Below are 21,903 nucleotides of genomic sequence, written 5' to 3' on the forward strand. Positions count from 1 at the left end.
GGGAAGTGCATTAAGTTCTGACGGTGGCGTCATCGACTTAAATCCGAACCAAGATACTCTTCAATTGCATTAATGACTAAATGCGGATGACTCATATGAGCTGCGTGGCCTGCTACGTCAAGCACTTTCAGGGTGCTGTGTTTTATCTGTTGATGCAGATACTTGCCCACATCAATAGACGCAAGCGCGTCTTCCTTGTGCTGTAATATGAGGCTAGGTACTTCAAGCTTGGCAAAATCTTCTCGGTTATCTGAAAAGAAAGTGGCTTTGGCGAAATGCCGAGTAATAACAGGATCAGTCGAACAAAAGCTGTCGGACAACTGCCCCGATATTTTCGGATCGGCATCCGCTCCGGCAACCACCGGACCAAGGTAACTTGCCCAGCCAAGGTAGTTTTGATCCATTAATTCCAATAAACCTTCTAAGTCTGCTTTCTCAAAACCGCCTATGTAATCTGGTGGCATGTTCAAAAAGCAAGGGGAAGGCCCCAGAAAAATCATTTTTTTAAACAGATTAGGTCTAGCATTGGCGGCGAGAGTGCCAATACTGCAACTGACTGAATGGCCTATGAAAATGACATCCGATTCAAGGTTCAGTGTGTCACAGATTTCAATAATGTCTTCAGCATAGCCTTCTAATGTTTTATAACGTTCAAAGCGGTATGCATTTACATCAGATTGACCGCTGCCTACAAAATCAAAAGCAATTTGGCGTGCTTTGTCATTGAAAGCGGGAAGAGTACTGTCCCACATGGCTTGGCTGCAACCAAAACCGTGGGCATAGAGAATCACAGGCTTGCTCGGTATTCCTGAGATTTGCACATTGTTTCGACTCAAAACGTCCATCGAGACACTCCTAAGTAGCACTGTTATAGATGATTGTGGTTGATAAATGATAATGGTCAATAAATACCTTAAGGTATCTTTTAGTAAATAATAAGTTTGTGTTTGTCATGATTTGTGCATTTAAGTAACCGTGATAATGCCAATCGATAAAAAATAATAGATTATAATTATTGATTCTTATTTTGTCTTGCTCCTAGTTTATGTGGAATAAATGAATTAGGGCGTTTGAACTATGAGAAAGCAAGCAGATCAAAGGGAAGTTACTCTATGGTGAAAAAGCGCTTGTAAGTCCACACTAGCTGAGACGCTTATTTTCAATAAAAGTCCAGTTTTATCATTATTAGTAACAGCTATTTTCTAGCCCCGCTGTTCTTGGAGATCACATGCAATTAAATAGCATTTTACATGTAGAAGACGATCAATCGATTAGGGTCATTGTTGAAATGTCATTGGTGGATTTGTTCGGCTATACCCTTTTCTCTTACAGTAGCGGACAAGAGGCGTGCGATGCAGTCGTTGGGCTGCAGCCGGACTTAATTTTGCTGGATGCCATGATGCCGGGTATGGACGGGTTGCAAACGTTATCAGAGATTCGGAAAAAAGACAGTTGCCAGTCGATACCCGTGGTGTTTATGACCGCTCGTGTGCAGAGCGCGGAGAAACAGCAATATCTCGATGCTGGTGCCATCGCGGTGATTGAAAAGCCTTTTGACGTCGCCAATTTGGGTAATCAACTAGAGGCTATTTTCGAGCAACACTTAAAAACTATAAATACGTAATAATTTGTAGAGATCTTTTATGCAAGCGCCTGACAAACCTACATATGAAGCGAATCGACTGGCAGCTCTTACGTTGACACAATTGCTAGATACGTCTCCAGAGCCAAGGTTTGACCGATTGACTCATTTGGCTCAGTTGACTTTGAAGAGCGATATAGTGCTCATGTCATTGATAGATAACGATCGTCAATGGTTTAAGTCAAAGCAAGGGTTAACCGTGTGCGAAATGGGGCGAGACGTATCATTTTGTGGTCATGCGATTCTTAGTGAGTCCATTTTTGAGATAGCTGATGCTCTTGAGGATGAGCGCTTTGCAAATAATCCTCTTGTATTAGGTGAGCCATTCGTTCGCTCCTATCTGGGGGTGCCGCTAAAGCATGGGAGTCAGTTGATTGGTACGCTCTGCTTTATTAGTCTGCGACCACGTATTTTTTCTGCTGAAGAGCGAGAAATCGCCACAGGTTTTGCAGCTGCGATCGAGCAGGAAATCCATGATCGACTTCAAGAGCATGATCACGACAAGCTAGTTGCCAGCGAGCTAATGTATCTTTCAGCGCTTTTCACAGGCGGATGCAAGCAGCTCCAAAACAAAAGGCGGGACAGGGTTAGGGCTTTCTTTATGTAAAGAATTAGCCGAAGGGATGGGTGGCAGTATAGGCTATACTTCAGCTGTTGGTTGTGGTGCTAGGTTTTATGTGCGTTTGCCAATTACGCCAGCTTTTTAAATGAATATGAGGAAGGGGTAACGAGTTTTGCCTATTAAAAAGTCGCCTGAGGAGATACAGCTGGCAATGAAGTCGTTACAGGCCAACTTTGATCAAACGTTAATACAAAAAGCGGCTTTACTTACGGATGCTTCTTGTTCACTTAAGCTGCATGACTTCTCTCAAGTGCCCGAAGTTATTAGCCTATCACATCAATTGGCAGGCGCTTGCGGTAGTTTCGGGTGGCACTACTTAGGTCGTTTGGCTCGTCAAATTGAAGTGAATGCGTTGCTTGTGCGTGACTCTCCAGACTCTGATATTGCGTGTTTAAACTTAAGTGACGCGATTGATGATTTTATTAGAGAGACTAACCAAGATCGTTCCGTATCGACTCAGCCTTTGGTCAAGGCTAAAGGCGCCGCAAAAATAAATCAAGATGTTTGGCTTGTGTTGCCCGATTCTGAATATCGCGCAACGATTGAAACCCAACTGACAGCATTTGATTTTAGCGTACGAAGTTTTTCATCTTTCGCCGACTGTAGGGTGGCATTATACGAACATATGCCGGCTTTGTTATTTTGTGCCACCCGTGTGGCTGATGAACTTTTCTTTTCACAAGATGCTCTGCTTGAGCATGTCATACAGAGTGATACCAAACTACTGCTTTGCTCCGAAGATGATGATTTTGAAGCGCGAGTTAATGCCGTGCGACACCAAGCTCAAGCCTTTTTTGTCGGTTTGCCCGACATGACGCTTTTATTGCAAAAAATAACTCGATTGTTTGATGAGATGAATTTTTCAGATAAAAAAGTCAGCATTTTAGACGATGACCTGTTACTGGCGGAACATTATAGCTGGGTGCTTGAGTCCGCGGGAATAGAGGTTCAGATTATCGAGTCTCCTGATCAAGCGGTGTCGGATTTGCTGTCGTTTAAACCGGACCTGTTGCTGTTGGATATGCATATGCCAGAATACTTAGGTTCTGAAGTGTCTGGTGTGATTCGTCAATATGATCAATTAAGCAGCCTTCATATTATGTTCTTATCTGCGGAGCATGATATTAAGCAACAACTGCAGGCCTTGTCATTTGGGGCGGATGATTTTATTACTAAACCGATCAGCAATCAGAACTTGGTCAGCACGGTAAAGCTTCGCTTGGCGCGTAATCGTGATATTAAATCGTTGATTGAGCGTGACAGTTTGACCGGGTTAGTGCGACATGGTGCGATTAAGGATACGGTTTACAGTGAGTTTGATAAAGCGAAACACAGTGGTGAACAATTTTGTGTCGCCATGATCGATTTGGATCACTTTAAAAACGTCAATGATACTCAAGGACATGCCGTGGGTGACGTGGTGATCAGCACCATAGCATCCTTGCTACAAAAAAAATTGCGTCGCACTGACCGTGCAGGTCGTTATGGCGGGGAGGAATTTTTGGTAGTGTTGCCTGATTGTTCAGCGGCGGATGCCAAAAAACGGCTTGAGTCACTTTTAAACTCGTTTAAAAGTATTCAGTTTAGCTGTTCAGACAGCCATTTTAACTGTACGTTTTCAGCGGGTATAGTGTGCAGCGCTGAAGGTTTTGCGGATGCTGATGCGGTTATTGAAATGGCTGATCAGGCGCTTTATCAGGCAAAACGCAACGGTAGAAATCAGGTGACTATGTTAGGTAGTCTTTAATGATTCGCTAGTCTCGCTCTGATTTTAGTCAAATGCAGGCGGTATGGTTAACGACTTTTTCATAATATCTTATCACCCCTTCTATTATTTCCCCGTCCATAATTTAATAACAGTCAGTTCCTCTTTAAATTTTCAAACACTAGTATTGTGATATTACGCTATATAAATGATTATATAGCGTAATAGTTGTGCGGCTTAATTTAAGTATCTGACAATAAGGAGGGTGACATGAATGTTGCTAAGTATCTGCCATGGTTGGCGATGGGGCTAACGGTGACAAGTCAGTCGTGGGCGGAGCAGGTGCATGCGGCGGTGGCTGCGAATTTCACTGGGGCGATGAAGTTTGTGGTTGCGCAATTCGAACAAGACACTGGATATGATGTGCGGCTGTCGTTTGGTTCGTCCGGTAAAATTCTGGCGCAAATCCAAAACGGTGCGCCGTTTGATGTGTTTTTATCGGCCGATCAAGCTAAGCCACAAGCGTTGCAAAACAAGGGGCTTGTGCAAGAGGGCAGTCGTTTTACCTATGCCATTGGTGCGCTTGCTTTATGGTCGTCTCTGCCAGATTTTATTGAAAACGATTATAGCCGTTTGACGTCGGATGATTACAATAAGCTGGCATTGGCAAACCCTAAGCTCGCGCCGTATGGCTTGGCTGCAACGGAGGTATTACAAGCGTTAGGTTTGAAGGATGCAACGCAAGCTAAATGGGTGCAGGGGGAAAATATTGCCCAAACTTATCAATTTGTCGCGACGGGCAATGCGGATTTAGGCTTTGTGGCGCTGTCGCAAATTATGTCGAAAGGGCATGTGACAGAAGGTTCCAGCTGGATTGTGCCAAGCGATTTATACAGCCCTATTCGTCAAGATGCGGTATTACTAAAAACGGCTAAGGACAATTCTGCCGCTACGGCGTTGCTGGCGTATCTACAAAGCGATGCGGCGCAGCAGATCATTCAGTCTTACGGTTATACAACAGAGTAACAGGCGAGATGTTTACAACAGCGGATTTGGATGCCATTTGGCTTACCTTGCGGTTAGCTTCGATAGTGACGGTGTTATTGTTAATCGTTGGGACACCGATTGCTTGGTGGTTAGCACGCACACGATCATGGCTGAAAGGCCCGGTCGGTGCCATTGTGGCGTTGCCATTGGTGTTGCCGCCGACAGTGTTGGGATTTTATATGCTGGTTGCTATGGGACCTAACGGAGCTATTGGCCAGTTCACTCAAGCACTAGGGATCGGCTTGTTGCCGTTTAGTTTTTGGGGGTTGGTCATAGCGTCGGTGGTGTACTCGTTGCCTTTTGTGGTTCAGCCGATTCAAAATGCCATGCAGGCATTGGGGGAACGCCCGTTAGAAGCTGCGGCGACATTACGTGTTGGCCCGTGGGAGCGTTTCTTTTGTGTGGTGTTGCCTTTGTCTAAACCTGGCTTTATTACGGCGGCGATTTTAGGGTTTGCCCATACAGTCGGTGAGTTTGGTGTGGTGCTGATGATTGGCGGTAATATCCCTCAAGAAACACGAGTGGTGTCGGTGCAGATTTATGATTACGTGGAAGCCATGGAATATGGCCAAGCGCATTTATTGGCGGGTTTGATGGTGGCGTTTTCGTTTGTGGTGCTGCTAGGAGTTTATGGCTTTCAACGTCAGGGTAATAATTCAATGTTGGGGGTTAAGTGATGGTAAATTCAGGTCAACATGGGATTCATGCCGCATTCAAATTGTCTCGATCACACGCTTCTGGCGAGCCGTTTACACTCGATGTGGATATTCAATTGCCTAGCAGTGGAGTGACCGCTGTATTTGGTCATTCGGGTTCAGGAAAAACCACTTTTTTGCGCTGTGTCGCTGGTCTTGAGCGAGCCCAAGCAGGTCAGTTAACCGTGCAAGGTGAGGTTTGGCAGGACGAGCGCCGTCATGTGCCGACCCATCAGCGTCCCATCGGTTATGTGTTTCAAGAGGCGAGTTTATTTGAGCATTTAACTGGCATGGGCAATTTGGCCTTTGCTATGAAACGTGCTCCAACGCCAACTTCAGATGCGGACTTACAGCAGATTATCGAATTGATGGGAATTGAGTCTATTCTGACACGCTTGCCGAAACATATGTCCGGTGGCGAGCGTCAGCGTGTTGCTATTGCGCGAGCATTGTTGATTCAACCACGCTTGCTGTTGATGGATGAGCCACTGGCTTCGTTAGATCATCAGCGCAAGCAAGAGATCTTGCCGTATCTTGCGCGGTTACGAGCTTCGCTTAAGATTCCTATTTTATACGTCAGTCACTCAGTGGATGAGATTGCTCAGTTAGCCGATCATGTGGTGGTTCTGGAACAAGGCATCGTGGTGGCTCAAGGTGACATTGGTGAGGTATTTGCGCGAACGGATTTGAACGCCTTATCTGGTTTTGATACGGGGGCTGTTTGGCAAGGCAAGTTAGTCGCACGTGACGAACAATGGCATTTGGTAAAAGTGTCTTTCCAGCAGACTGAGCTTTGGGTCAGAGATACCGGAGAGGCCTTGGGCAGTTCAATCCGAGTGCGTATTTTAGCGCGTGACGTGAGCCTGGCACGCACCGCGCTGGATGAGACCAGTATTTTGAATCGTATGCCAGCGACGATCACTGATATATGCCCAGATCGTGATGAGGCTATGATATTAGTACGCTTGGATTGTGGTCAGGAAGTCTTGATTGCTCGATTGACTAAACGATCGTTGGATAAGATGGCGTTGCAGGTAGGCCAAGAAGTTTGGGCACAGATTAAGTCTGTGGCCATTGTTCGATAAGAAGAAACGAAAGCCGACGGTCAGTCGGCTTTCATCAAGATAACGCTGGGGGCTTTGAATAGAGCCAGTAAGGCATCGCCTTCGGTAATCATCAAATCACTTAAGCTCGCATTGGTAATCACGGCATTAAGAGTTTTGCTTTGACCGATGTCGAGAGCAATGTCACTGTTTACGGCACCCTGCGTAATGCGTGCAACAGTGCCCAAAAGGCGATTTCTTGCACTGGTGGCCAGCGCTGTTTCTCGGCTTAAGATGATCGTCGACTCACTGACAATCGCAATACTTTCTTTGCCGATGGCTAAACCAAGCGTTGTAACACTGTCACAACTGATCATGGCAACAAGATGTTGATCAGCACCGATATCAAGAATGACTTCTGTGTTCACCGCACCGGGGGTGAGTTCAATGACTGTGCCGCGAAATTGATTGCGAGCACTGGTTAGAGCTTGTTCGGAACGAACGAAATTGGCTATGTCGTCAATGTTGTGCAATTGATCCCCTAGACGCGCGAGAAACGTCGCATGTTCATCCATCAGTGCTTGAAAGCCTGCAATAATGCGTTCACCCAGCTCAGTCAGTTGGGTGCCGCCGCCTTTGGCTCCGCCACTTGCACGCAGTACCAGTGGGGTAGTGGACAGGTTATTCATTGCGTCAATCCGATCCCACGCTGTTTTATAGCTAATGCCCACTTCTTTCGCGGCTTTTGAGATTGAGCCGCATTTTTGGACGGCACGCAGCAAATCAATCTGGTTCGATGCAAAATCGCTGGATTGGCCAGTTTTCAGAAATACGCTTCCTGTTAACTGGCCAGTGTGGTCCGGTTGTTCGACGGGCACGTTTTTAGCCATCTTTATTAATAATGGCAATGATGTCTTGTAATGACTGATCTGCTTTGTCGTTGTCGATCTGACACGTACCTGCGTTCATATGACCGCCACCACCGTATTGCAAACACAGCTCGCCAACGTTGGTGTTGGATGAACGATTCAAGATCGATTTGCCGATAGCGAATACCGTGTTTTGCTTTTTCAGTCCCCACAATTTGTGGATCGAGATGTTGCAATCTGGGTACATCGCATAAATAACGAAGCGGTTTGTGGTGTAAATGGTGTCTTCGTTTAGCAAGTCGAGCACAACAAGGTTGTCGTGAACGGTCGCGCAGCGCTTAATTTGATCTTTTGCTTTCGCGTCGTGCTCAAAATATAAGTCAACACGCTCTTTGACATCATCAAGTGCCAAAATTTCTTCAATAGTATGACTGTTGCAGTAGTCAATTAACTGCATCATCAATTGGTAGTTTGAGATACGGAAATCGCGGAAGCGACCAAGGCCTGTGCGGGCATCCATAATGAAGTTTAATAGTACCCAGTCAGTAGGGTTAAGCACTTCGTCTTCATTAAACTGAGCGGAATCACCTTTATCGACCGCATCCATCATGTCTACAGAAATAGTTGGGAAGCGCTCTTTACCACCATAGTAGTCGTAAACCACGCGCGCGGCAGATGGCGCATCTGGATCAATGATGTGGTTTTCAATGTGACTGTCGTTACGGACGGTTTCACTTAAATGGTGGTCAAAGGCCAAATGACAGCCTGAAACGTAGGGCAAGTTTGTCGTAATGTCATTGTCAGTAATGTCTACTTTGCCATCCTGCATGTCTTTAGGGTGGACAAATAATATGTCATCAATGAGGTCTAGATCTTTTAAAAGTACGGCGCACACCAAGCCATCGAAGTCACTGCGAGTGACAAGTCGAAATTTTTCACTGCTCATTTTTACATCCTTAAAGCTTAGTAAAATTACAATAGATTATATGTTCATTAGTGTACCAGCGATTTTTGACCGTCAGGTGAATTTTAATGTAACGCTTTATTAATGTTTGAGGCGTATCAGTTCTGATATCTCAAAAATCGCTGTTATTGTTTACAGGGAACCCAATAAGTTCGTCGAAGTCAATTTCCCCCTTTTATCGTTTAAAAATGGCATACTTTGAACAATTATTCATGAATAAGAGATCAGTAATGGCCAGAGGCAGACCCTCCAAAAAAGGCTTGATTGCAGAGTCAGCGTTAAATTTGTTCCAAGTGTTGGGATACCAAGCGACCAGTATAGATCAAGTGGTCGTAGAGGCTGGGGTATCAAAGCCGACGGTTTATAGTAATTTCCCGTCCAAATTATGTTTATGGCAAGAAGTACTTTGCCAAATTATCAAGCGTAGCGAATCCATTCTAATCGATACATTGGATACACTGAAAGACAACGATGTGGATTTTTACAAAGGATGGCAAGCTATTTGGCTTGCTTGGATCGACACGCCAGATCGCTTAGCGGTGTATCGTATCCACTGGGGAGAGAGCCACAAATTGACCGAACAAGAGCAAGTGTATTTCGAGCAATTTGAAGGCATGCTTTCAGAGCAACTGCGTCAATGGATGGCTGTACATAATATTGCTTCAGAGCATTTCTTTGTATTGAATGCGGTGTCAAAAGAAGCTTTATTGATGCCTGCCGTCACTCACCGTGACGGGAAATGTGAGGACTTCGTGCAACTAATAAAACAACTTGTGTGAATATTTTAACTCGTTAAGCCAACGCTTACTTTCCTCCGTATAGTGATTATTCATTCGGAGGGAGGTGTTATGTTAAAAACATTATCATTAGTTGGTTTAGCGGTGGCTACAGGTGTGATTCTGAGTGGTTGTGCGATTACACCACCTAAAGGCATTGAGCCGGTCAAACAGTTTTCGATGAACCAATATTTAGGAACATGGTATGAAATTGCTCGCTTGAATCATAGTTTTGAGAAAGGTCTAACAAACGTAACTGCGAATTACAGCATGCGTGAAGATGGCGGTGTGACAGTGGTCAATCGCGGCTATTCTGAAAAAGATCAAGCTTGGGACGAAGCAGAAGGCAAAGCCTATTTTGTAAAAGATCCTCAAACGGGGCATTTCAAAGTATCTTTTTTTGGACCTTTCTATGGGGCTTATGTAATTTTCAATCTTGACGACGATTATCAATATTCTTTGGTTACGGGACCTGGTCGCTCATTCTTTTGGCTACTATCGCGTACACCTGAGTTAACTGAGCAAAAGAAAGCTGAACTCATAGATATTGCTGCTAAGAAAGGGTTTGATACCGAAAAACTAATTTTTGTAGATCAGTCTAAACATCAAGGGTAGTCCACCACGTTATCTGCTTTACCTTTAAACACCCAGTGTTTTGACAGTAAAAAATTCAAGCAATGTCCAACGAGAATCCCCGGTAGCATAGCGGCTACTGGGGCCAGCTCATAATTAGCATAGGTCTGATAAGTCGCGGTGCTGATAGCCCACCAGTATAAACCCACATTAGGGATTAGCCCGAGTAACGAGGCCACACTAAATTGTACGGCTTCTTTAAACTTCGCGTCCTGCGTTGCATGTTCTTTGAACGTATAGATTCGATGACACAGCCAATTTGTCAGTACAGCAAGCGTAAAGGCAATGATCCGTGCCCAGATTAGTGCAACGTGATCCGCTAGAAGCCATAGAACAGCAACGTCTACGGTGAAGCTTACTTGGCCCACAAGGCTAAATTGAAAAAATTGTAATAAGGTCGTCTTCATACCTCATAGTAGCGAGTCAATGATGACAGCTTGATGAAGAGGTTAGCCTGACACCTTTATTGCAATCGTTATGACTCAAGACGCAGTGATAGATAGGCGAATAGACTGCCCATTAGACAAATAAACATGACAAAACCTGCCAAGCCGTATAGACCAAAAAGCGTGATGAACGTAGCAAAGCTTGGCGGTCCAACGGTTGCCCCTAAGTTACCTAGCTGAGCAATAATGCCGTAACCATTGGCTTGTTCTTCGCTATTGCGTGCCAAGCGTGGAATCATTGCTAATGCGGCTCCCGGAATTAAACCAGCAAACAAGATCATTTGCCCCACGATTAGGCAGAAAATAAGCGGCGTCTCGATGCCTTGTATTAAGGCCAGTGCGCCACATGCCAATCCTATGTAGGCAATCTGTGCTACGCGTTGGGGCTTTAAAGCATACTGTGACAATGCGCCGGCAATGAAGGTGCCAGCAGTACTAAGTAATGGCAATATTACTTGCATGGTGGTACGTAGCGAGTCTTGCTCAATAAAGTTGGGTATATACGTCAGTAACGATACTAGAGTACAAGTGTAAAAGACGAAAACGAGACCTGGCAGTAGCGTTCGCGGTGTACGATATACTTTTCCAAGTTTGGTCAGGTAGCTGTCACTGCTGGCTTGCGGTGCTGAGCCATAACGACTCTCGTTACGTTCCAACAGTACGAACAGTGCAATGGCCATCGAACCAATCAGTAAGCTGTGAGCAAGGTACAACCCTGATAATTCAAAGTGGGCGATCAGCGGTTTGCCGACTAACCCTGTAATGGCAAAGGCAACGCCAAAAAAAGTGCCCCATAATCCCATAGTGATTGAGCGATGCTGCGGTGCACTTAATTTTGCAATCATGGTGGGCGCGGCAATTACAACTCCTAATTGTGAAAAGCCTTCGAGTACACGGGTCGCCATAACGACTTCAAAAGCTGGCATAAATGACTGTATCAATGACAAACTGGCACCGAGCAACAATGCACCAATCAGCACTTTACGATAGCCTATTGTTCCTGCTACAAGGCCAGCGGTAACACCAAAGATTAGGCCGATGGTACCCACCACAGAAATCGAAGCACCGGTTAACGTTGGACCGGCTTGGTAATAATCGAGCAGCTCGTTGTAAGAAACAGAGAATTTAGCAAATTGCATAGCAGCGCTGATGCCTGCAAACCACAGTAAGAATACTTCTAACCAAGCGGTTTGCTGTGGCTCTGTTTGCAATGGTGTGTTGGCGCCTGCCATATTCCTTCCCTTTTAGACAACGTGATAGCGTAGTAGAGCGCTAAAAAGCGGCCTATTATAAACCGTTCGGTTAATATTGGCTAAGGCAATCTTTATTCCAGAGGAAGAGAAGGAGGGGACTGCTCTATAAGGAGTTTGATTAACTCATCTCGGTTAATCGGGTAAGACAGCAGATATCCTTGTACGGTTTGACAGCCAAGAGTTTTGAGTGCTTCTAATTGTTCAACTGTTTCTACGCCTTCTGCAATAGCACTTAAATTCAAACCGCGGGCGACCGTCAAAATAGAGTCGATAATGACAAAGTCCACGTTGTCAGAGCCTAGTCCACTTACGAAACTTCGATCCAGCTTTAAAATATCGACTGGTAGATGCTTCAATGTTGCTAAGGAAGAGTAACCAGTTCCAAAGTCGTCAATGGCTATTTTAAAACCAAGTTTTTTGACTTCACTGATAAAGTCACTGCATTGATCAAGTTTGGTGATCATATCTCGTTCAGTGAGTTCTAGAATCATTCGAGAAGTGATATCAGGTGCTTGTTCATGACAAATTTTAAGGTGTTCTAATAAATGTTCGGAGAGCAGTTTACGCCCTGAAACATTAACGGATAAGGAAAAGTCTTTAGAAACTAGCCCTTGTTGGTTGAGTGTTAAAAGATCGTTAAACACCATATCAAAAACATAGTCGTCAATGTCTACAATGATGCCTGTTTGCTCTGCAATGTCTAGAAACTCTCCTGGTAATAAAACGCCTTTAGAGGGGTGATTCCAGCGAACGAGAGCCTCAGCACCATAAATGTTTCCAGTAAAGCTGTCATATTGCGGTTGGTACTGTACAAACAGTTCGTTGCTTAAGAGCGCTTGTTTTAGCCCTGAGCTTTTTGACATCAAGTTATGGGCTTCTGAAGTCATAACGTCTTTATAGATACAATGGCTATCGCGACCACCTCGTTTAGCATGATACATGGCTGTATCTGCATTTCGAACCAAGGTTTCAGCACTGCCCCCATGTTCTGGATAAAGACAGACGCCTACACTGCTGCCAACAAACAGCGTTTCTTGTTCAATTATAAATGGCTTGCGTAATACTTCGTTTACCGCTTCCGCTAGCATGGCGGCTTCTGTAATGTTTTGGGTTGAGTGTACTAGGATCATGAACTCATCTCCGCCTAAGCGAGAGACCATATCCGACGGTTCAACTAGATTGGATAATCGCTGCGATACTTCCTGCAGTAATACATCTCCAGCACTGTGCCCCATTGAGTCATTGACGGTTTTAAAGTGATCAATGTCCAAATACAGTAAAGCGAAATGCTGGTGCGACCTTTTGGCTTCAGAAATAGCTGTATCGATGCTTTTGTAAATAAGTAAGCGATTAGCAAGACCTGTGAGAGGGTCTTGATGCGCGAGTTCATGCAACTTAGAACGCTCATTTTCTAAGTCACGATATGTTTTTTTAAGGCGACTGGCCATTCTGTTGAAGGCATTTTCAATTACATCCCATTCATCTGTTCGGTTCAGGTTAATAGGGGCATCAAAATTGTTTGTTTCAATTTCCTTGAAGCTTTGCTTAAGTTGATTTAACGGTTTGGTTATGTGGTGGCGTACCATGAACAAAATTAAACCGATACCAATGACGAGTGAAAAGAAGCCAGTCATGAAAATCCAGCCACGCATGTCACTTAAATCACTACGCAAATCATTCGAGATTCGTAATGCACTGCTCTGTACATTTTTTTCAGTTTGTTCAACAAAGCCAATCAAGGTATTTTGAGCGTCAACTAATGCTGACATGACTAGCCAGCGTTGGTTAAGGTTTGCAGTCATCTTACGTAAACTGACCTTGTAGCGTTTAATGGTGTTCTGCATTTTTCGACTTGCTTGGCTTACTAGAGGAGAGACTTTCCTCATGTTGCTTAGATGCATTTCAAGGATATTAAGCTCTTTCAAAACCTTAATAATAACGACCTGCTCGGTATCTGGTGTAATACTGCTACGCACAGATGCAGCCATTTTACCTGCGCTTAAATAGGACTCTCGAATTAAGTACATAACATCGAGATCATTCCTAAAGTCGTATTTTGGATCCACAACAAGGTTTTCAACTGAGCTTTTTGCAAGTGCGTCATCTAACTGATCGATTTCAACCCCAAGACGAGCATCAATGATAGAAACTTCTTTAAGAATACGGTTTAAGGTAACAGAATTACCTAGAAAACGATGAAAATCGACTATGAATCCGTCCATTTTAGTAACAAAGTTTTTATCTTTTGACAGTGAGCGAATACGTTGTAATTGCTCATCAATATTAAAACCTTCTTCTGAGAGGATGGCCTCATCGTATAAAAATTTTTGTTCAAGCAGCTTCACTCGAGAAGAAAGCTCAAAGGTTTCTCGACTAATTGCAGAGTTAATACTGAGCTCTTGGACATGACGAGTAGACTCTTCTTCAAGTAACATTTCGATATCACTCAATGAACGAATAAGCATAGCAATGCCCATGCCGAATACCCCTAACAAGAGAATAACGGTTAAGGCAAAGCGAACGCTTAAATTGATCTTATTGAAGAATATCATTTCCAGATCCTTCTATAAGCGTCACGATATTGATTGTCAGGGTCGTAAACGCCTATTTTTAAGTCGATGTTTTGGATATTGCTTCTAACAATTAAATGCACCGGTGTTAAGAAGCCACTATCCGGTGCATCATGAAAAGCACGGTTAAATTCATCAGTTATTTGCCAGCCCTGCATAAATAGAGGTTCTGGAACTGTGGCCAGTTGATGCTTACCTGAGCGAATGCGCAGATAAGCTTCTCGACTACCATCACCTGCTGAGATACTTTTAGGTAAATCCTCCGGGGCCAAGCCTGAGGTTTTTAATGAAGGGATTGCAAAATCGATGTAAAGATCATTGATGACAAGAAAATGCGTGATTTGATTTGGAAACTGTTTGAGTAACCTTGCGATGGCGTTAGGCATTTCATTAGCGATATTGTCAAGAGGGATGTCTTGAACAGAAAGTAATTCACATGTTTCGCATGCAATGATGCGTGAAGCCATGCTATTTGCTTTTAGAGTGGCAATACTATAGTTGGAGTCAGTGAATATAACGACTTGGGCTTTCTCTTTTGAGTCGACGATCGCAAGTGATGCGGCAATGTCTCCTACTTGTTCTGCATCCGTCGTTATATTGGTGAATAAACCTAAGTTAGGGTGAGGCCCTGCTTCGTTTGCCGCATGCCAGCCAATGATTTTTATGCCAAATGCTTGTGCTGCTTTTAATGTATTTTCATGATATTTAGCGTCGATACCGCCCAAAACAATGCCATCGGGCTTTAGCATAATCGCACGATTTAACGCTGCTGATTGGCGAACCTTGGAGCCTTTTCCGTCAAGCAGATGTAGATTCCATTTGAGACCCTCAATCGACTTAGTCATGCCTTTGACGACACTGTTAACACCGTCATTACGTAAGTCTGAGGCAACAAAAACAATGTACTTGTCCGGTGCCATAGGGTTGCCGAAGGTAGGTCCTTGCCAAGAGGTGCTAACTTTTATTGCTTCTTGTACGCGTTGATCTACTTTCGCATAGTCATCAGCGGAATAAAGAGTGCTAGATATGATCAACATAAAGGTTAATACAATCAGCTTGTTATAAAGGTAATTAGACAACTTAAAGGTTTTCACGATTACAATCAGTTACCTATTTTATAGAAACTTTTAAGAGAAAATCCGTGTAGCGAGTTTTATGTATTGTATGCTTAAAGAAGCATCTGTTCCGTTTAAAAAGGATTGATAAATGTCTTTATTTGTAAAAAGTGTATTCATCACTGTCTTGATTCCTTCTGTTGCTTTTGCAATAGAGATGGTTAATGCAGACCAGGAACATTCTGCTTTGAACTATTGGTTAGCGAATGAAGTTAACGATGAAGAAGTGGTGGAAGAATTTCAGTCTATTGTTAGTTCAGCCCCTCGGGCAATTACCGACCCTTTGCCAAAACCTACACGTATTGCGCTAATTTATCCCAGCGCCGATTTATCGGACTTCTGGGTACGAAACTACAAAGCTTTGACAGCACGTTTAAATGTATTAAATATCGATTATGTGATTGATGAATTCAGCTCTCGTCAGATCGAACATGCATTACAGACACGTTATATTGATGAAGTATTAGCTAGGCAAAATGAATACGATTATGTCATTTATGGTCCTTCGGAATTGTATGTACAAGCCGACAACATTCAGCGTTTAGCAAAATCAGAAAATTTTCAATCTTACATTTGGGCTTTTCATACACCGATGAAGAGTTGGCAATTTCAACCCGATGCTTGGTTCGACTTTTCCAGCTCAGCAGGTGCGTTTGCATTATGTGAATTTATGATACAACGCCTTGGTCGTGATGTCTCGTTTGCTATGAATCGAGGCATACCGGGGATTACGGATGATCAGCGCTCGGGCGACTTCAAATCGTGTGTCGAAGAAGAGGGGGCGTGGATGAATTTTTATGAACATTTTGGTCAATATCAAGCAGGTGGTGGACGTGATGGCGCGGCATTAATTACGCAAAATTTTCCTGAGGTAACAATGCTTCATAACGCTAATACTGCCATGACCTTAGGGTCATTAGAATATTTGGCAGAACAAGCATTAACCGATTCCATGTATGTGGCAGGTTGGGGCGGCACGGCGGCAGAGATAGAACAAATCAAGCAGGGTAACCTGAATGCTACGCCAATGCGTATGGGTGATGATGTGGGCGTTGCAACAGCTGAAGCCATCAAATTCTCCCTAGAAGGTCGTACTTCTGAGATTCCAAAGATTTATCTAGGGCGAATTGAAGTGGTGGATGATCAAATGTCGGCTGAAGAAATTGACGCGCGAACCAGAGAGGCTTTTCGTTACTCCGGAGTTGAACACGAATAAGCTAATTTGCAAGAGCTTATGCGCTCTTTTGTTATATGAAGAAAACCAAGGTTTTGCCATGATGAAGTGATGATAATGGATCACACTGGAGCGTCGTGAATGTCACACCCAAATAACAAAAACAAAGCGTATCCACACAGCTTTACTCCGTTAGACCTTGGATTTACCACATTGAAAAACCGCTTTTTAATGGGCTCCATGCATACGGGGCTAGAAGAGGTTGACCAAGATGGGGATCGGTTAGCCGCTTTCTATAGCGCGCGTGCTCGTGGCGGGGTTGGGTTAATCGTGACTGGAGGCTATAGCCCCAATGCTGAAGGCTCTCCTTATCCATTTCCCTATCATCCACCTCGATTAGAGGTCCATCAAAAGGTAACTGAAGCGGTACATCGAGAAGACGGTAAGATCTGCTTACAGATTCTTCATACGGGCCGCTACGCATTCCATCCAAACTTAGTGGCACCCTCTGCTATCCAAGCGCCAATTAATCAATTTACACCCCACGAGTTAACCGACGAAACCATCGAAAAACAAATTAATGACTTTGTGAATATGGCCGTATTCGCTCAGCAAGCGGGCTATGACGGTATTGAGGTAATGGCCTCCGAGGGATACTTACTTAACCAATTTGTCTGTCAACGCACCAATCAGCGTGACGATAATTGGGGGGGAGAATATGTGAATCGTATTCGCTTGCCAGTGGCCATTGTAGAGCGTATCCGCCAAACGGTGGGGACAGATTTCATCATTATTTTCCGGCTATCTATGTTGGATTTGGTCGAAGGTGGCTCGAGCGTAGACGAGGTAATAACACTTGGGCAAGCAGTTGAGAAGGTGGGTGCCAGTATTATCAATACTGGGATTGGTTGGCATGAAGCCCGTATTCCAACCATTGCGACGTGTGTGCCCAGAGCAGGGTTTGCGTGGGTGACTGAATATTTCAAAGAGGCTTTTACTATTCCCGTGGTTGCAACGAATCGTATCAATACGCCAGAGGTTGCTGAGCAGGTACTGGCAGAAGGCCAAGCAGATATGGTGTCTATGGCACGACCGTTTCTAGCAGACCCCGACTTTGTCCATAAAGCTCAGTCCCAGCAAAGTGAATCGATCAATACCTGCATTGCTTGTAATCAAGCCTGTTTAGATCATGTGTTCGAAGGCAAAATCGCCAGTTGTTTAGTGAACCCACAAGCCTGTCATGAAACAGAATTACTGATTACGCCGACAGAAGAGCCTCGGAATATTACCGTGATTGGTGCAGGGCCAGCAGGTCTTGCGGCAGCGACCACCGCTGCGAAACGGGGACATAGAGTGACCTTGATCGACGCCAATGATCGCATTGGCGGACAGTTTAATGTGGCGAAGACCATCCCCGGAAAGTCTGAGTTTAGTGAGACATTAAGATATTTTACGCATCAACTGAAAGATTTGGGCGTGACGCTACGTCTAAATACTAACGCCAATGTTCAATCACTCAATGAATCGAACGCTGACCATGTTTTGATTGCTTCGGGCATTCGTCCTAGAACACCTGATATTAAGGGTATCGAGCATTCGAAAGTGGTTTCCTATTTAGATGTGCTGAAAGGGCGCGTCGTTGTAGGCCAGCGGGTTGCGATTATTGGCGCTGGTGGTATTGGCTTTGATACCGCTGAATTCCTATTAGGAGAAGATAAGCGTGTCCAGACGGACACCGAATTTTCTGAAGAGTGGGGAATTGACCAAACGTTGCAGCATCGCGGCGGTCTTAATGACCATAGCCAGCAAAATGAACTAAGCGCATCGCCACGTCGTACAATTTATTTGTTACAACGAAAATCGTCGAAAGTGGGCGCCAAATTGGGTAAAACGACCGGCTGGATACATCGAGCGCAGCTCAATAAGCATGGTGTTAAGATGCTTTCTAGCTGTAATTACTCTCATATCGATGACCAAGGTCTTTGGTTAGCGCGTGATGGTGAAGAGATCTGTTTAGAGGTTGACACAATTATTGTGTGTGCGGGTCAGGATTCAGATCGTCGCTTATGTGAAGGATTAGATAAGCCGTACACTTTAATCGGCGGAGCCGATGTGGCGAAAGAGTTAGATGCCAAACGAGCCATTGCTCAAGGAACCAAAATAGCCGCAAGCTTGTAGTGAACGCTGTTCTTGCAAGGCTTGCAAGCATGTGAGGACAGAACATGAAACGTACAATTTTAAGCAGTGCCATACTAGTTGGCGCAGTTATACTAACGCCGACAGCATCCGCTGCGGAGCAGACAATGATTGCCGCCGGAGGTTGCTTCTGGTGTATCGAATCAGATTTTGAAGCCATTGATGGGGTGACCGATGTGGTATCTGGTTACACCGGAGGCCATGTTGCTAACCCAACTTACCAGCAAGTATCGGGTAAAAAAACCGGACATTATGAAGCGGTCAGAATTACTTTTGACGATGACATTGTAAGTTTGCGAGAACTGACGGATTATTATTGGCGCACCATTGATCCGACGGATGCTAAAGGTCAGTTCTGTGACAAGGGCGAGCCCTACCGCACGGGGTTGTTCTTTCAGTCTGAAGCGCAAAAAGATGTATTTGAAGCATCTCTTAACCAAGCGATTATGGATAAGCCCTTTGACGCCAAAATTGTCACGCAAATTATGCCCGCTAAAACCTTCTATTTAGCAGAAGACTATCATCAAGACTACTATTTGAAAAACAGTCTGCGTTACAAGTTTTATCGCTTTAATTGTGGTCGTGATAGCCGTGTCGAAGAGCTCTGGGGAGACGTGGCAAGCGATCAATACCATTAAGTGACTGAGTCCTTGCGAGTGAGTCATTTCTTGGCTTACTGCAAGGCTGGCAGTTTTGGCTATTAAGCGACCAATCAATGCCTAATCATTTTCAAAATCCTTCGCATATTTTGCCCACAAAGGTTAAGCTTCGCGCCTTTGTATCAATTGAGAATATCTATGAATTTTGAGTCACTTGGCCTAGATCCCCGTATATTGAAAGCCTTAGCTGAAAAGGGGTACAGCACTCCAAGCCCTATTCAGGAGCAAGCCATTCCAGTGGTGCTGTCAGGTCGAGATCTTATGGCGGCTGCGCAAACCGGTACAGGTAAAACAGCGGGCTTTACATTGCCCATGTTACAGAACCTGTTGAAAGGTAGTAGCGCCCGTAACAATCAGGTACGCGCATTGGTTTTGACGCCGACTCGTGAGTTGGCTCAGCAAGTGGCCGATAACGTTGCTTTGTACAGTTCACATCTACCTTTGAAAAGCGCTGTGGTTTACGGCGGTGTGAAAATTAACCCGCAAATGCAACGACTGCGTGGCGGTGTAGACGTATTGGTTGCAACACCAGGGCGTTTGTTGGATCTGCATAACCAAAATGCTCTGAAACTGAATCAGATTGAGATTTTGGTATTGGATGAAGCCGATCGCATGTTGGATATGGGCTTTATTCATGATTTAAAACGCATCATGGCGTTGTTACCACCTAAGCGTCAGACATTGCTGTTCTCAGCGACATTCTCAGCGCAAATTAAAGAATTGGCTGCGCGTATGGTGAATGATCCTGCTGAAGTCTCTGTATCCCCAGCGAATACCAAAGCTACGTCCATTACCCATCAAGTCTTTGAGGTCGATAAGGCCAATAAGCTGAAGTTGCTGACGCATTTGATCAAGCAAGAAGGTTGGCGTCAGGTGTTGGTTTTCTCGAAAACCAAACACGGTGCAAACCGTATCGCAACGGCGTTAAATGGCACCGGTATTGGAGCAGCGGCGATTCATGGTAATAAGAGTCAAGGAGCTCGTACAAAAGCATTGGCTGATTTTAAGTCAGGTGATGTGAAAGTGCTGGTCGCAACGGACATTGCTGCGCGTGGTATTGATATTAATCAACTGCCGTATGTTGTGAATTTTGATTTGCCTAAAGTGCCTGAAGATTATGTGCATCGTATCGGTCGTACTGGCCGTGCTGGTGAAACAGGCCATGCTGTGTCATTTGTGACTGGTGAAGATGTCAAAGAGTTGTTTGCTATTGAACGTGTCATCGGTGAGCTGATTCCGCGAAGTGTTGAAGCGAAATTCAAACCGTCTCAGCCATTACCAGAATCAAAATTGGATACACGTCCAAGTAAGCCGAAAAAGCCTAAGAAACCGAAGTCGCAATCGCCAGAGCAAGGCTCTAATCGAGCGCCATCGTCTGATACAAAGCGTGCGCCTTCGCGAAGACCACAAGACAGAAAGCCTGCTGAGGGTCAGAACGCTTCGAAACCTGCCGCGCGCAGACCAAAACCGCAAACTGAGTCTGGTGATGCACCGAAGCGTACTCCGAATCGTAGCCGCTCTCAGAATCGTGCTCCGAGTAAGACGTCTTAATATTCGGTAAGTGTGGTCAGCGCCAAAGAATTCGTACAGTTGAGTTGCAGCTTGTAGTTAAGAAATGAATTGAGGCCATGATGTCATCTATTACAGATAAGCGTTTGATTTTAATTGGTGGGCACCATGGCGTAGGGAAAACCACGCTTGCCGCAGCTCTGGCTTTGTTATTGTCCCGTCGAGGACAACGTGTATTAGTGATATCAGTCGATTCAGCAAACAGTTTAAGCGATGCTTTTGATTGGCAAATAGGGGAAGCAGGTGCTGCGGTGTGTGCTGGCGTTCATGCTTTGGAAATTGCCCCGAGTGCGGCCGTAAAAACGTATACTGAAGGTGGCTTTGCTCAGCAAAAGCCGCTCTCTGAGTGGTCGCCTGAATTGATAGAAATTGCGGTACTGGAACGTATTGGTCGACTGATAGACGACGCGGAAGAGTACTATGACACGATTATTCTTGATTGGGCGCCGAGTGACTATGCTTTACGTTTGCTCAACAACACCTCTAATCAAGATGAGTCGGGTTCGCTTCATGAACAGGGTTCTTTTTATCAGCGTAGCCTAAAACGTTTTCAAGACGTAGAAAATACAGCCTTATTACTGGCGATTACGCCAGATAAACGTGCTACTTGCGCCTCTAAACGTATTTTTCAAACGTATAAAGAAAATGCCATCCCCTTGTTTGGTATCGTAGTTAACCGTGTATTACCTGCTGATGACGCTGGTGAGTTTTTTGCTCAACGGCGTGTAGTTGAGCAAAAATACTTAAACACGATTGAGCAACGGTTTACCGATTGCGTACATTACTACTTACCACTTATGGAAACGGATATTCATGGTATTGGTCCGCTACAGACAACGGCTGTACTGCTGGAGACTACGGGGCTGTAATGTGAATTCATCATTGGTTGCAAAGTTTACGTAAAAAATTAGACGGTGTAATCGCT

At 44.6% G+C, this 21,903-nt stretch carries 21 protein-coding genes; 14 read left to right on the forward strand and 7 right to left on the reverse strand.

Features of this window, described 5'->3' with window-relative positions; translation table 11 throughout:
- Nucleotides 1-29: 29 nt before the first annotated feature.
- Nucleotides 30-845: an alpha/beta fold hydrolase gene (locus AYW75_RS09260; protein WP_067098587.1), complete on the reverse strand. Its 816-nt coding sequence runs from the start codon at nucleotides 843-845 to the stop codon at nucleotides 30-32.
- Nucleotides 846-1,228: 383 nt separating this feature from the next.
- Here AYW75_RS09260 and AYW75_RS09265 point away from each other — a divergent pair, with 383 nt between their 5' ends.
- From AYW75_RS09265 to modC, 7 genes are all read left to right on the forward strand, one after another.
- Complete coding sequence (locus AYW75_RS09265) at nucleotides 1,229-1,624, forward strand: response regulator (RefSeq protein ID WP_067098590.1); 396 nt, start codon at nucleotides 1,229-1,231, stop codon at nucleotides 1,622-1,624.
- Between the two features lie 19 nt (nucleotides 1,625-1,643).
- A complete protein-coding gene (locus AYW75_RS09270; RefSeq protein ID WP_067098592.1) occupies nucleotides 1,644-2,249 on the forward strand; it encodes a GAF domain-containing protein in 606 nt (201 codons plus the stop codon).
- Complete coding sequence (locus AYW75_RS19225; protein WP_082856460.1) at nucleotides 2,170-2,349, forward strand: ATP-binding protein; 180 nt, start codon at nucleotides 2,170-2,172, stop codon at nucleotides 2,347-2,349. The genes AYW75_RS09270 and AYW75_RS19225 overlap by 80 nt, the downstream gene beginning before the upstream one ends.
- 66 nt (nucleotides 2,350-2,415) lie before the next feature.
- Nucleotides 2,416-4,011: a sensor domain-containing diguanylate cyclase gene (locus AYW75_RS09275; RefSeq protein WP_067098594.1), complete on the forward strand. Its 1,596-nt coding sequence runs from the start codon at nucleotides 2,416-2,418 to the stop codon at nucleotides 4,009-4,011.
- A gap of 228 nt (nucleotides 4,012-4,239) precedes the next feature.
- The gene (gene modA, locus AYW75_RS09280) at nucleotides 4,240-4,995 is read left to right on the forward strand and encodes a molybdate ABC transporter substrate-binding protein (RefSeq protein ID WP_067098597.1); all 756 of its coding nucleotides are present in this window, start codon (nucleotides 4,240-4,242) and stop codon (nucleotides 4,993-4,995) included.
- Nucleotides 4,996-5,003: 8 nt separating this feature from the next.
- The gene (gene modB / locus AYW75_RS09285; protein WP_067098599.1) at nucleotides 5,004-5,693 is read left to right on the forward strand and encodes a molybdate ABC transporter permease subunit; all 690 of its coding nucleotides are present in this window, start codon (nucleotides 5,004-5,006) and stop codon (nucleotides 5,691-5,693) included.
- A complete protein-coding gene (modC, locus tag AYW75_RS09290) occupies nucleotides 5,693-6,796 on the forward strand; it encodes a molybdenum ABC transporter ATP-binding protein (protein ID WP_067098602.1) in 1,104 nt (367 codons plus the stop codon). The genes modB and modC overlap by 1 nt, the downstream gene beginning before the upstream one ends.
- Nucleotides 6,797-6,816: 20 nt before the next feature.
- On the opposite strand, the gene AYW75_RS09295 is transcribed toward modC, so the two are convergent.
- Together AYW75_RS09295 and AYW75_RS09300 are read right to left on the reverse strand one after the other, a co-directional pair.
- Nucleotides 6,817-7,632 carry a TOBE domain-containing protein gene (locus tag AYW75_RS09295; RefSeq protein ID WP_231886176.1) on the reverse strand — a complete coding sequence of 272 codons (816 nt, stop codon included), beginning with the start codon at nucleotides 7,630-7,632 and terminating at the stop codon, nucleotides 6,817-6,819.
- A gap of 4 nt (nucleotides 7,633-7,636) precedes the next feature.
- The gene (locus AYW75_RS09300; RefSeq protein WP_067098608.1) at nucleotides 7,637-8,569 is read right to left on the reverse strand and encodes a DHH family phosphoesterase; all 933 of its coding nucleotides are present in this window, start codon (nucleotides 8,567-8,569) and stop codon (nucleotides 7,637-7,639) included.
- A gap of 248 nt (nucleotides 8,570-8,817) precedes the next feature.
- Between AYW75_RS09300 and AYW75_RS09305 the strand changes: the two genes are divergently transcribed.
- Together AYW75_RS09305 and AYW75_RS09310 are read left to right on the forward strand one after the other, a co-directional pair.
- Nucleotides 8,818-9,366, forward strand: a complete 549-nt coding sequence (locus AYW75_RS09305; protein WP_067098610.1) for a TetR/AcrR family transcriptional regulator — start codon at nucleotides 8,818-8,820, stop codon at nucleotides 9,364-9,366.
- Nucleotides 9,367-9,435: 69 nt separating this feature from the next.
- Nucleotides 9,436-9,978, forward strand: a complete 543-nt coding sequence (locus tag AYW75_RS09310; protein ID WP_067098613.1) for a lipocalin family protein — start codon at nucleotides 9,436-9,438, stop codon at nucleotides 9,976-9,978.
- Here the strand turns inward: AYW75_RS09310 and AYW75_RS09315 are convergent.
- The 4 genes from AYW75_RS09315 to AYW75_RS09330 all read right to left on the reverse strand — a co-directional run bounded on the left by AYW75_RS09315 (nucleotide 9,969) and on the right by AYW75_RS09330 (nucleotide 15,359).
- On the reverse strand, nucleotides 9,969-10,403 hold the full coding sequence (locus AYW75_RS09315; protein WP_067098616.1) for a GtrA family protein: 435 nt from the start codon (nucleotides 10,401-10,403) through the stop codon (nucleotides 9,969-9,971). The genes AYW75_RS09310 and AYW75_RS09315 overlap by 10 nt on opposite strands.
- Nucleotides 10,404-10,471: 68 nt before the next feature.
- Nucleotides 10,472-11,674 carry an MFS transporter gene (locus AYW75_RS09320; RefSeq protein WP_067098619.1) on the reverse strand — a complete coding sequence of 401 codons (1,203 nt, stop codon included), beginning with the start codon at nucleotides 11,672-11,674 and terminating at the stop codon, nucleotides 10,472-10,474.
- 92 nt (nucleotides 11,675-11,766) lie between these two features.
- Nucleotides 11,767-14,247, reverse strand: coding sequence for an EAL domain-containing protein (locus AYW75_RS09325; RefSeq protein ID WP_082856462.1), 2,481 nt, complete (start codon nucleotides 14,245-14,247; stop codon nucleotides 11,767-11,769).
- Nucleotides 14,244-15,359, reverse strand: a complete 1,116-nt coding sequence (locus AYW75_RS09330; protein ID WP_197478929.1) for a substrate-binding domain-containing protein — start codon at nucleotides 15,357-15,359, stop codon at nucleotides 14,244-14,246. The genes AYW75_RS09325 and AYW75_RS09330 overlap by 4 nt, the downstream gene beginning before the upstream one ends.
- Before the next feature lie 112 nt (nucleotides 15,360-15,471).
- Between AYW75_RS09330 and AYW75_RS09335 the strand changes: the two genes are divergently transcribed.
- From AYW75_RS09335 to AYW75_RS09355, 5 genes are all read left to right on the forward strand, one after another.
- Nucleotides 15,472-16,596 (forward strand): substrate-binding domain-containing protein, encoded by a 1,125-nt coding sequence (locus tag AYW75_RS09335; protein ID WP_067098622.1) that lies wholly within the window; start codon nucleotides 15,472-15,474, stop codon nucleotides 16,594-16,596.
- A gap of 99 nt (nucleotides 16,597-16,695) precedes the next feature.
- Nucleotides 16,696-18,732: an NADPH-dependent 2,4-dienoyl-CoA reductase gene (locus tag AYW75_RS09340; protein ID WP_067098623.1), complete on the forward strand. Its 2,037-nt coding sequence runs from the start codon at nucleotides 16,696-16,698 to the stop codon at nucleotides 18,730-18,732.
- Between the two features lie 44 nt (nucleotides 18,733-18,776).
- The gene (gene msrA, locus AYW75_RS09345) at nucleotides 18,777-19,388 is read left to right on the forward strand and encodes a peptide-methionine (S)-S-oxide reductase MsrA (protein WP_067098626.1); all 612 of its coding nucleotides are present in this window, start codon (nucleotides 18,777-18,779) and stop codon (nucleotides 19,386-19,388) included.
- A 159-nt stretch (nucleotides 19,389-19,547) separates the two neighbouring features.
- A complete protein-coding gene (locus AYW75_RS09350; protein ID WP_067098629.1) occupies nucleotides 19,548-20,960 on the forward strand; it encodes a DEAD/DEAH box helicase in 1,413 nt (470 codons plus the stop codon).
- Nucleotides 20,961-21,037: 77 nt separating this feature from the next.
- A complete protein-coding gene (locus AYW75_RS09355) occupies nucleotides 21,038-21,847 on the forward strand; it encodes an ArsA family ATPase (RefSeq protein ID WP_082856463.1) in 810 nt (269 codons plus the stop codon).
- The last annotated feature ends 56 nt before the right edge of the window (nucleotides 21,848-21,903 follow it).

The sequence above is a fragment of the Marinomonas atlantica genome (genome assembly GCF_001639725.1).
In the GTDB taxonomy this organism is placed as follows: domain Bacteria; phylum Pseudomonadota; class Gammaproteobacteria; order Pseudomonadales; family Marinomonadaceae; genus Marinomonas; species Marinomonas atlantica.

Bases quoted from the DNA above. Each gene is read 5' to 3' on its own strand.
- AYW75_RS09260 (WP_067098587.1), bottom strand. From the start codon at position 845: ATGGACGTTTTGAGTCGAAACAATGTGCAAATCTCAGGAATACCGAGC.
- AYW75_RS09265 (WP_067098590.1), top strand. From the start codon at position 1,229: ATGCAATTAAATAGCATTTTACATGTAGAAGACGATCAATCGATTAGG.
- AYW75_RS09270 (WP_067098592.1), top strand. From the start codon at position 1,644: ATGCAAGCGCCTGACAAACCTACATATGAAGCGAATCGACTGGCAGCT.
- AYW75_RS09275 (WP_067098594.1), top strand. From the start codon at position 2,416: ATGAAGTCGTTACAGGCCAACTTTGATCAAACGTTAATACAAAAAGCG.
- modA (WP_067098597.1), top strand. From the start codon at position 4,240: ATGAATGTTGCTAAGTATCTGCCATGGTTGGCGATGGGGCTAACGGTG.
- modB (WP_067098599.1), top strand. From the start codon at position 5,004: ATGTTTACAACAGCGGATTTGGATGCCATTTGGCTTACCTTGCGGTTA.
- modC (WP_067098602.1), top strand. From the start codon at position 5,693: ATGGTAAATTCAGGTCAACATGGGATTCATGCCGCATTCAAATTGTCT.
- AYW75_RS09300 (WP_067098608.1), bottom strand. From the start codon at position 8,569: ATGAGCAGTGAAAAATTTCGACTTGTCACTCGCAGTGACTTCGATGGC.
- AYW75_RS09305 (WP_067098610.1), top strand. From the start codon at position 8,818: ATGGCCAGAGGCAGACCCTCCAAAAAAGGCTTGATTGCAGAGTCAGCG.
- AYW75_RS09310 (WP_067098613.1), top strand. From the start codon at position 9,436: ATGTTAAAAACATTATCATTAGTTGGTTTAGCGGTGGCTACAGGTGTG.
- AYW75_RS09315 (WP_067098616.1), bottom strand. From the start codon at position 10,403: ATGAAGACGACCTTATTACAATTTTTTCAATTTAGCCTTGTGGGCCAA.
- AYW75_RS09320 (WP_067098619.1), bottom strand. From the start codon at position 11,674: ATGGCAGGCGCCAACACACCATTGCAAACAGAGCCACAGCAAACCGCT.
- AYW75_RS09325 (WP_082856462.1), bottom strand. From the start codon at position 14,247: ATGATATTCTTCAATAAGATCAATTTAAGCGTTCGCTTTGCCTTAACC.
- AYW75_RS09335 (WP_067098622.1), top strand. From the start codon at position 15,472: ATGTCTTTATTTGTAAAAAGTGTATTCATCACTGTCTTGATTCCTTCT.
- AYW75_RS09340 (WP_067098623.1), top strand. From the start codon at position 16,696: ATGTCACACCCAAATAACAAAAACAAAGCGTATCCACACAGCTTTACT.
- msrA (WP_067098626.1), top strand. From the start codon at position 18,777: ATGAAACGTACAATTTTAAGCAGTGCCATACTAGTTGGCGCAGTTATA.
- AYW75_RS09350 (WP_067098629.1), top strand. From the start codon at position 19,548: ATGAATTTTGAGTCACTTGGCCTAGATCCCCGTATATTGAAAGCCTTA.
- AYW75_RS09355 (WP_082856463.1), top strand. From the start codon at position 21,038: ATGATGTCATCTATTACAGATAAGCGTTTGATTTTAATTGGTGGGCAC.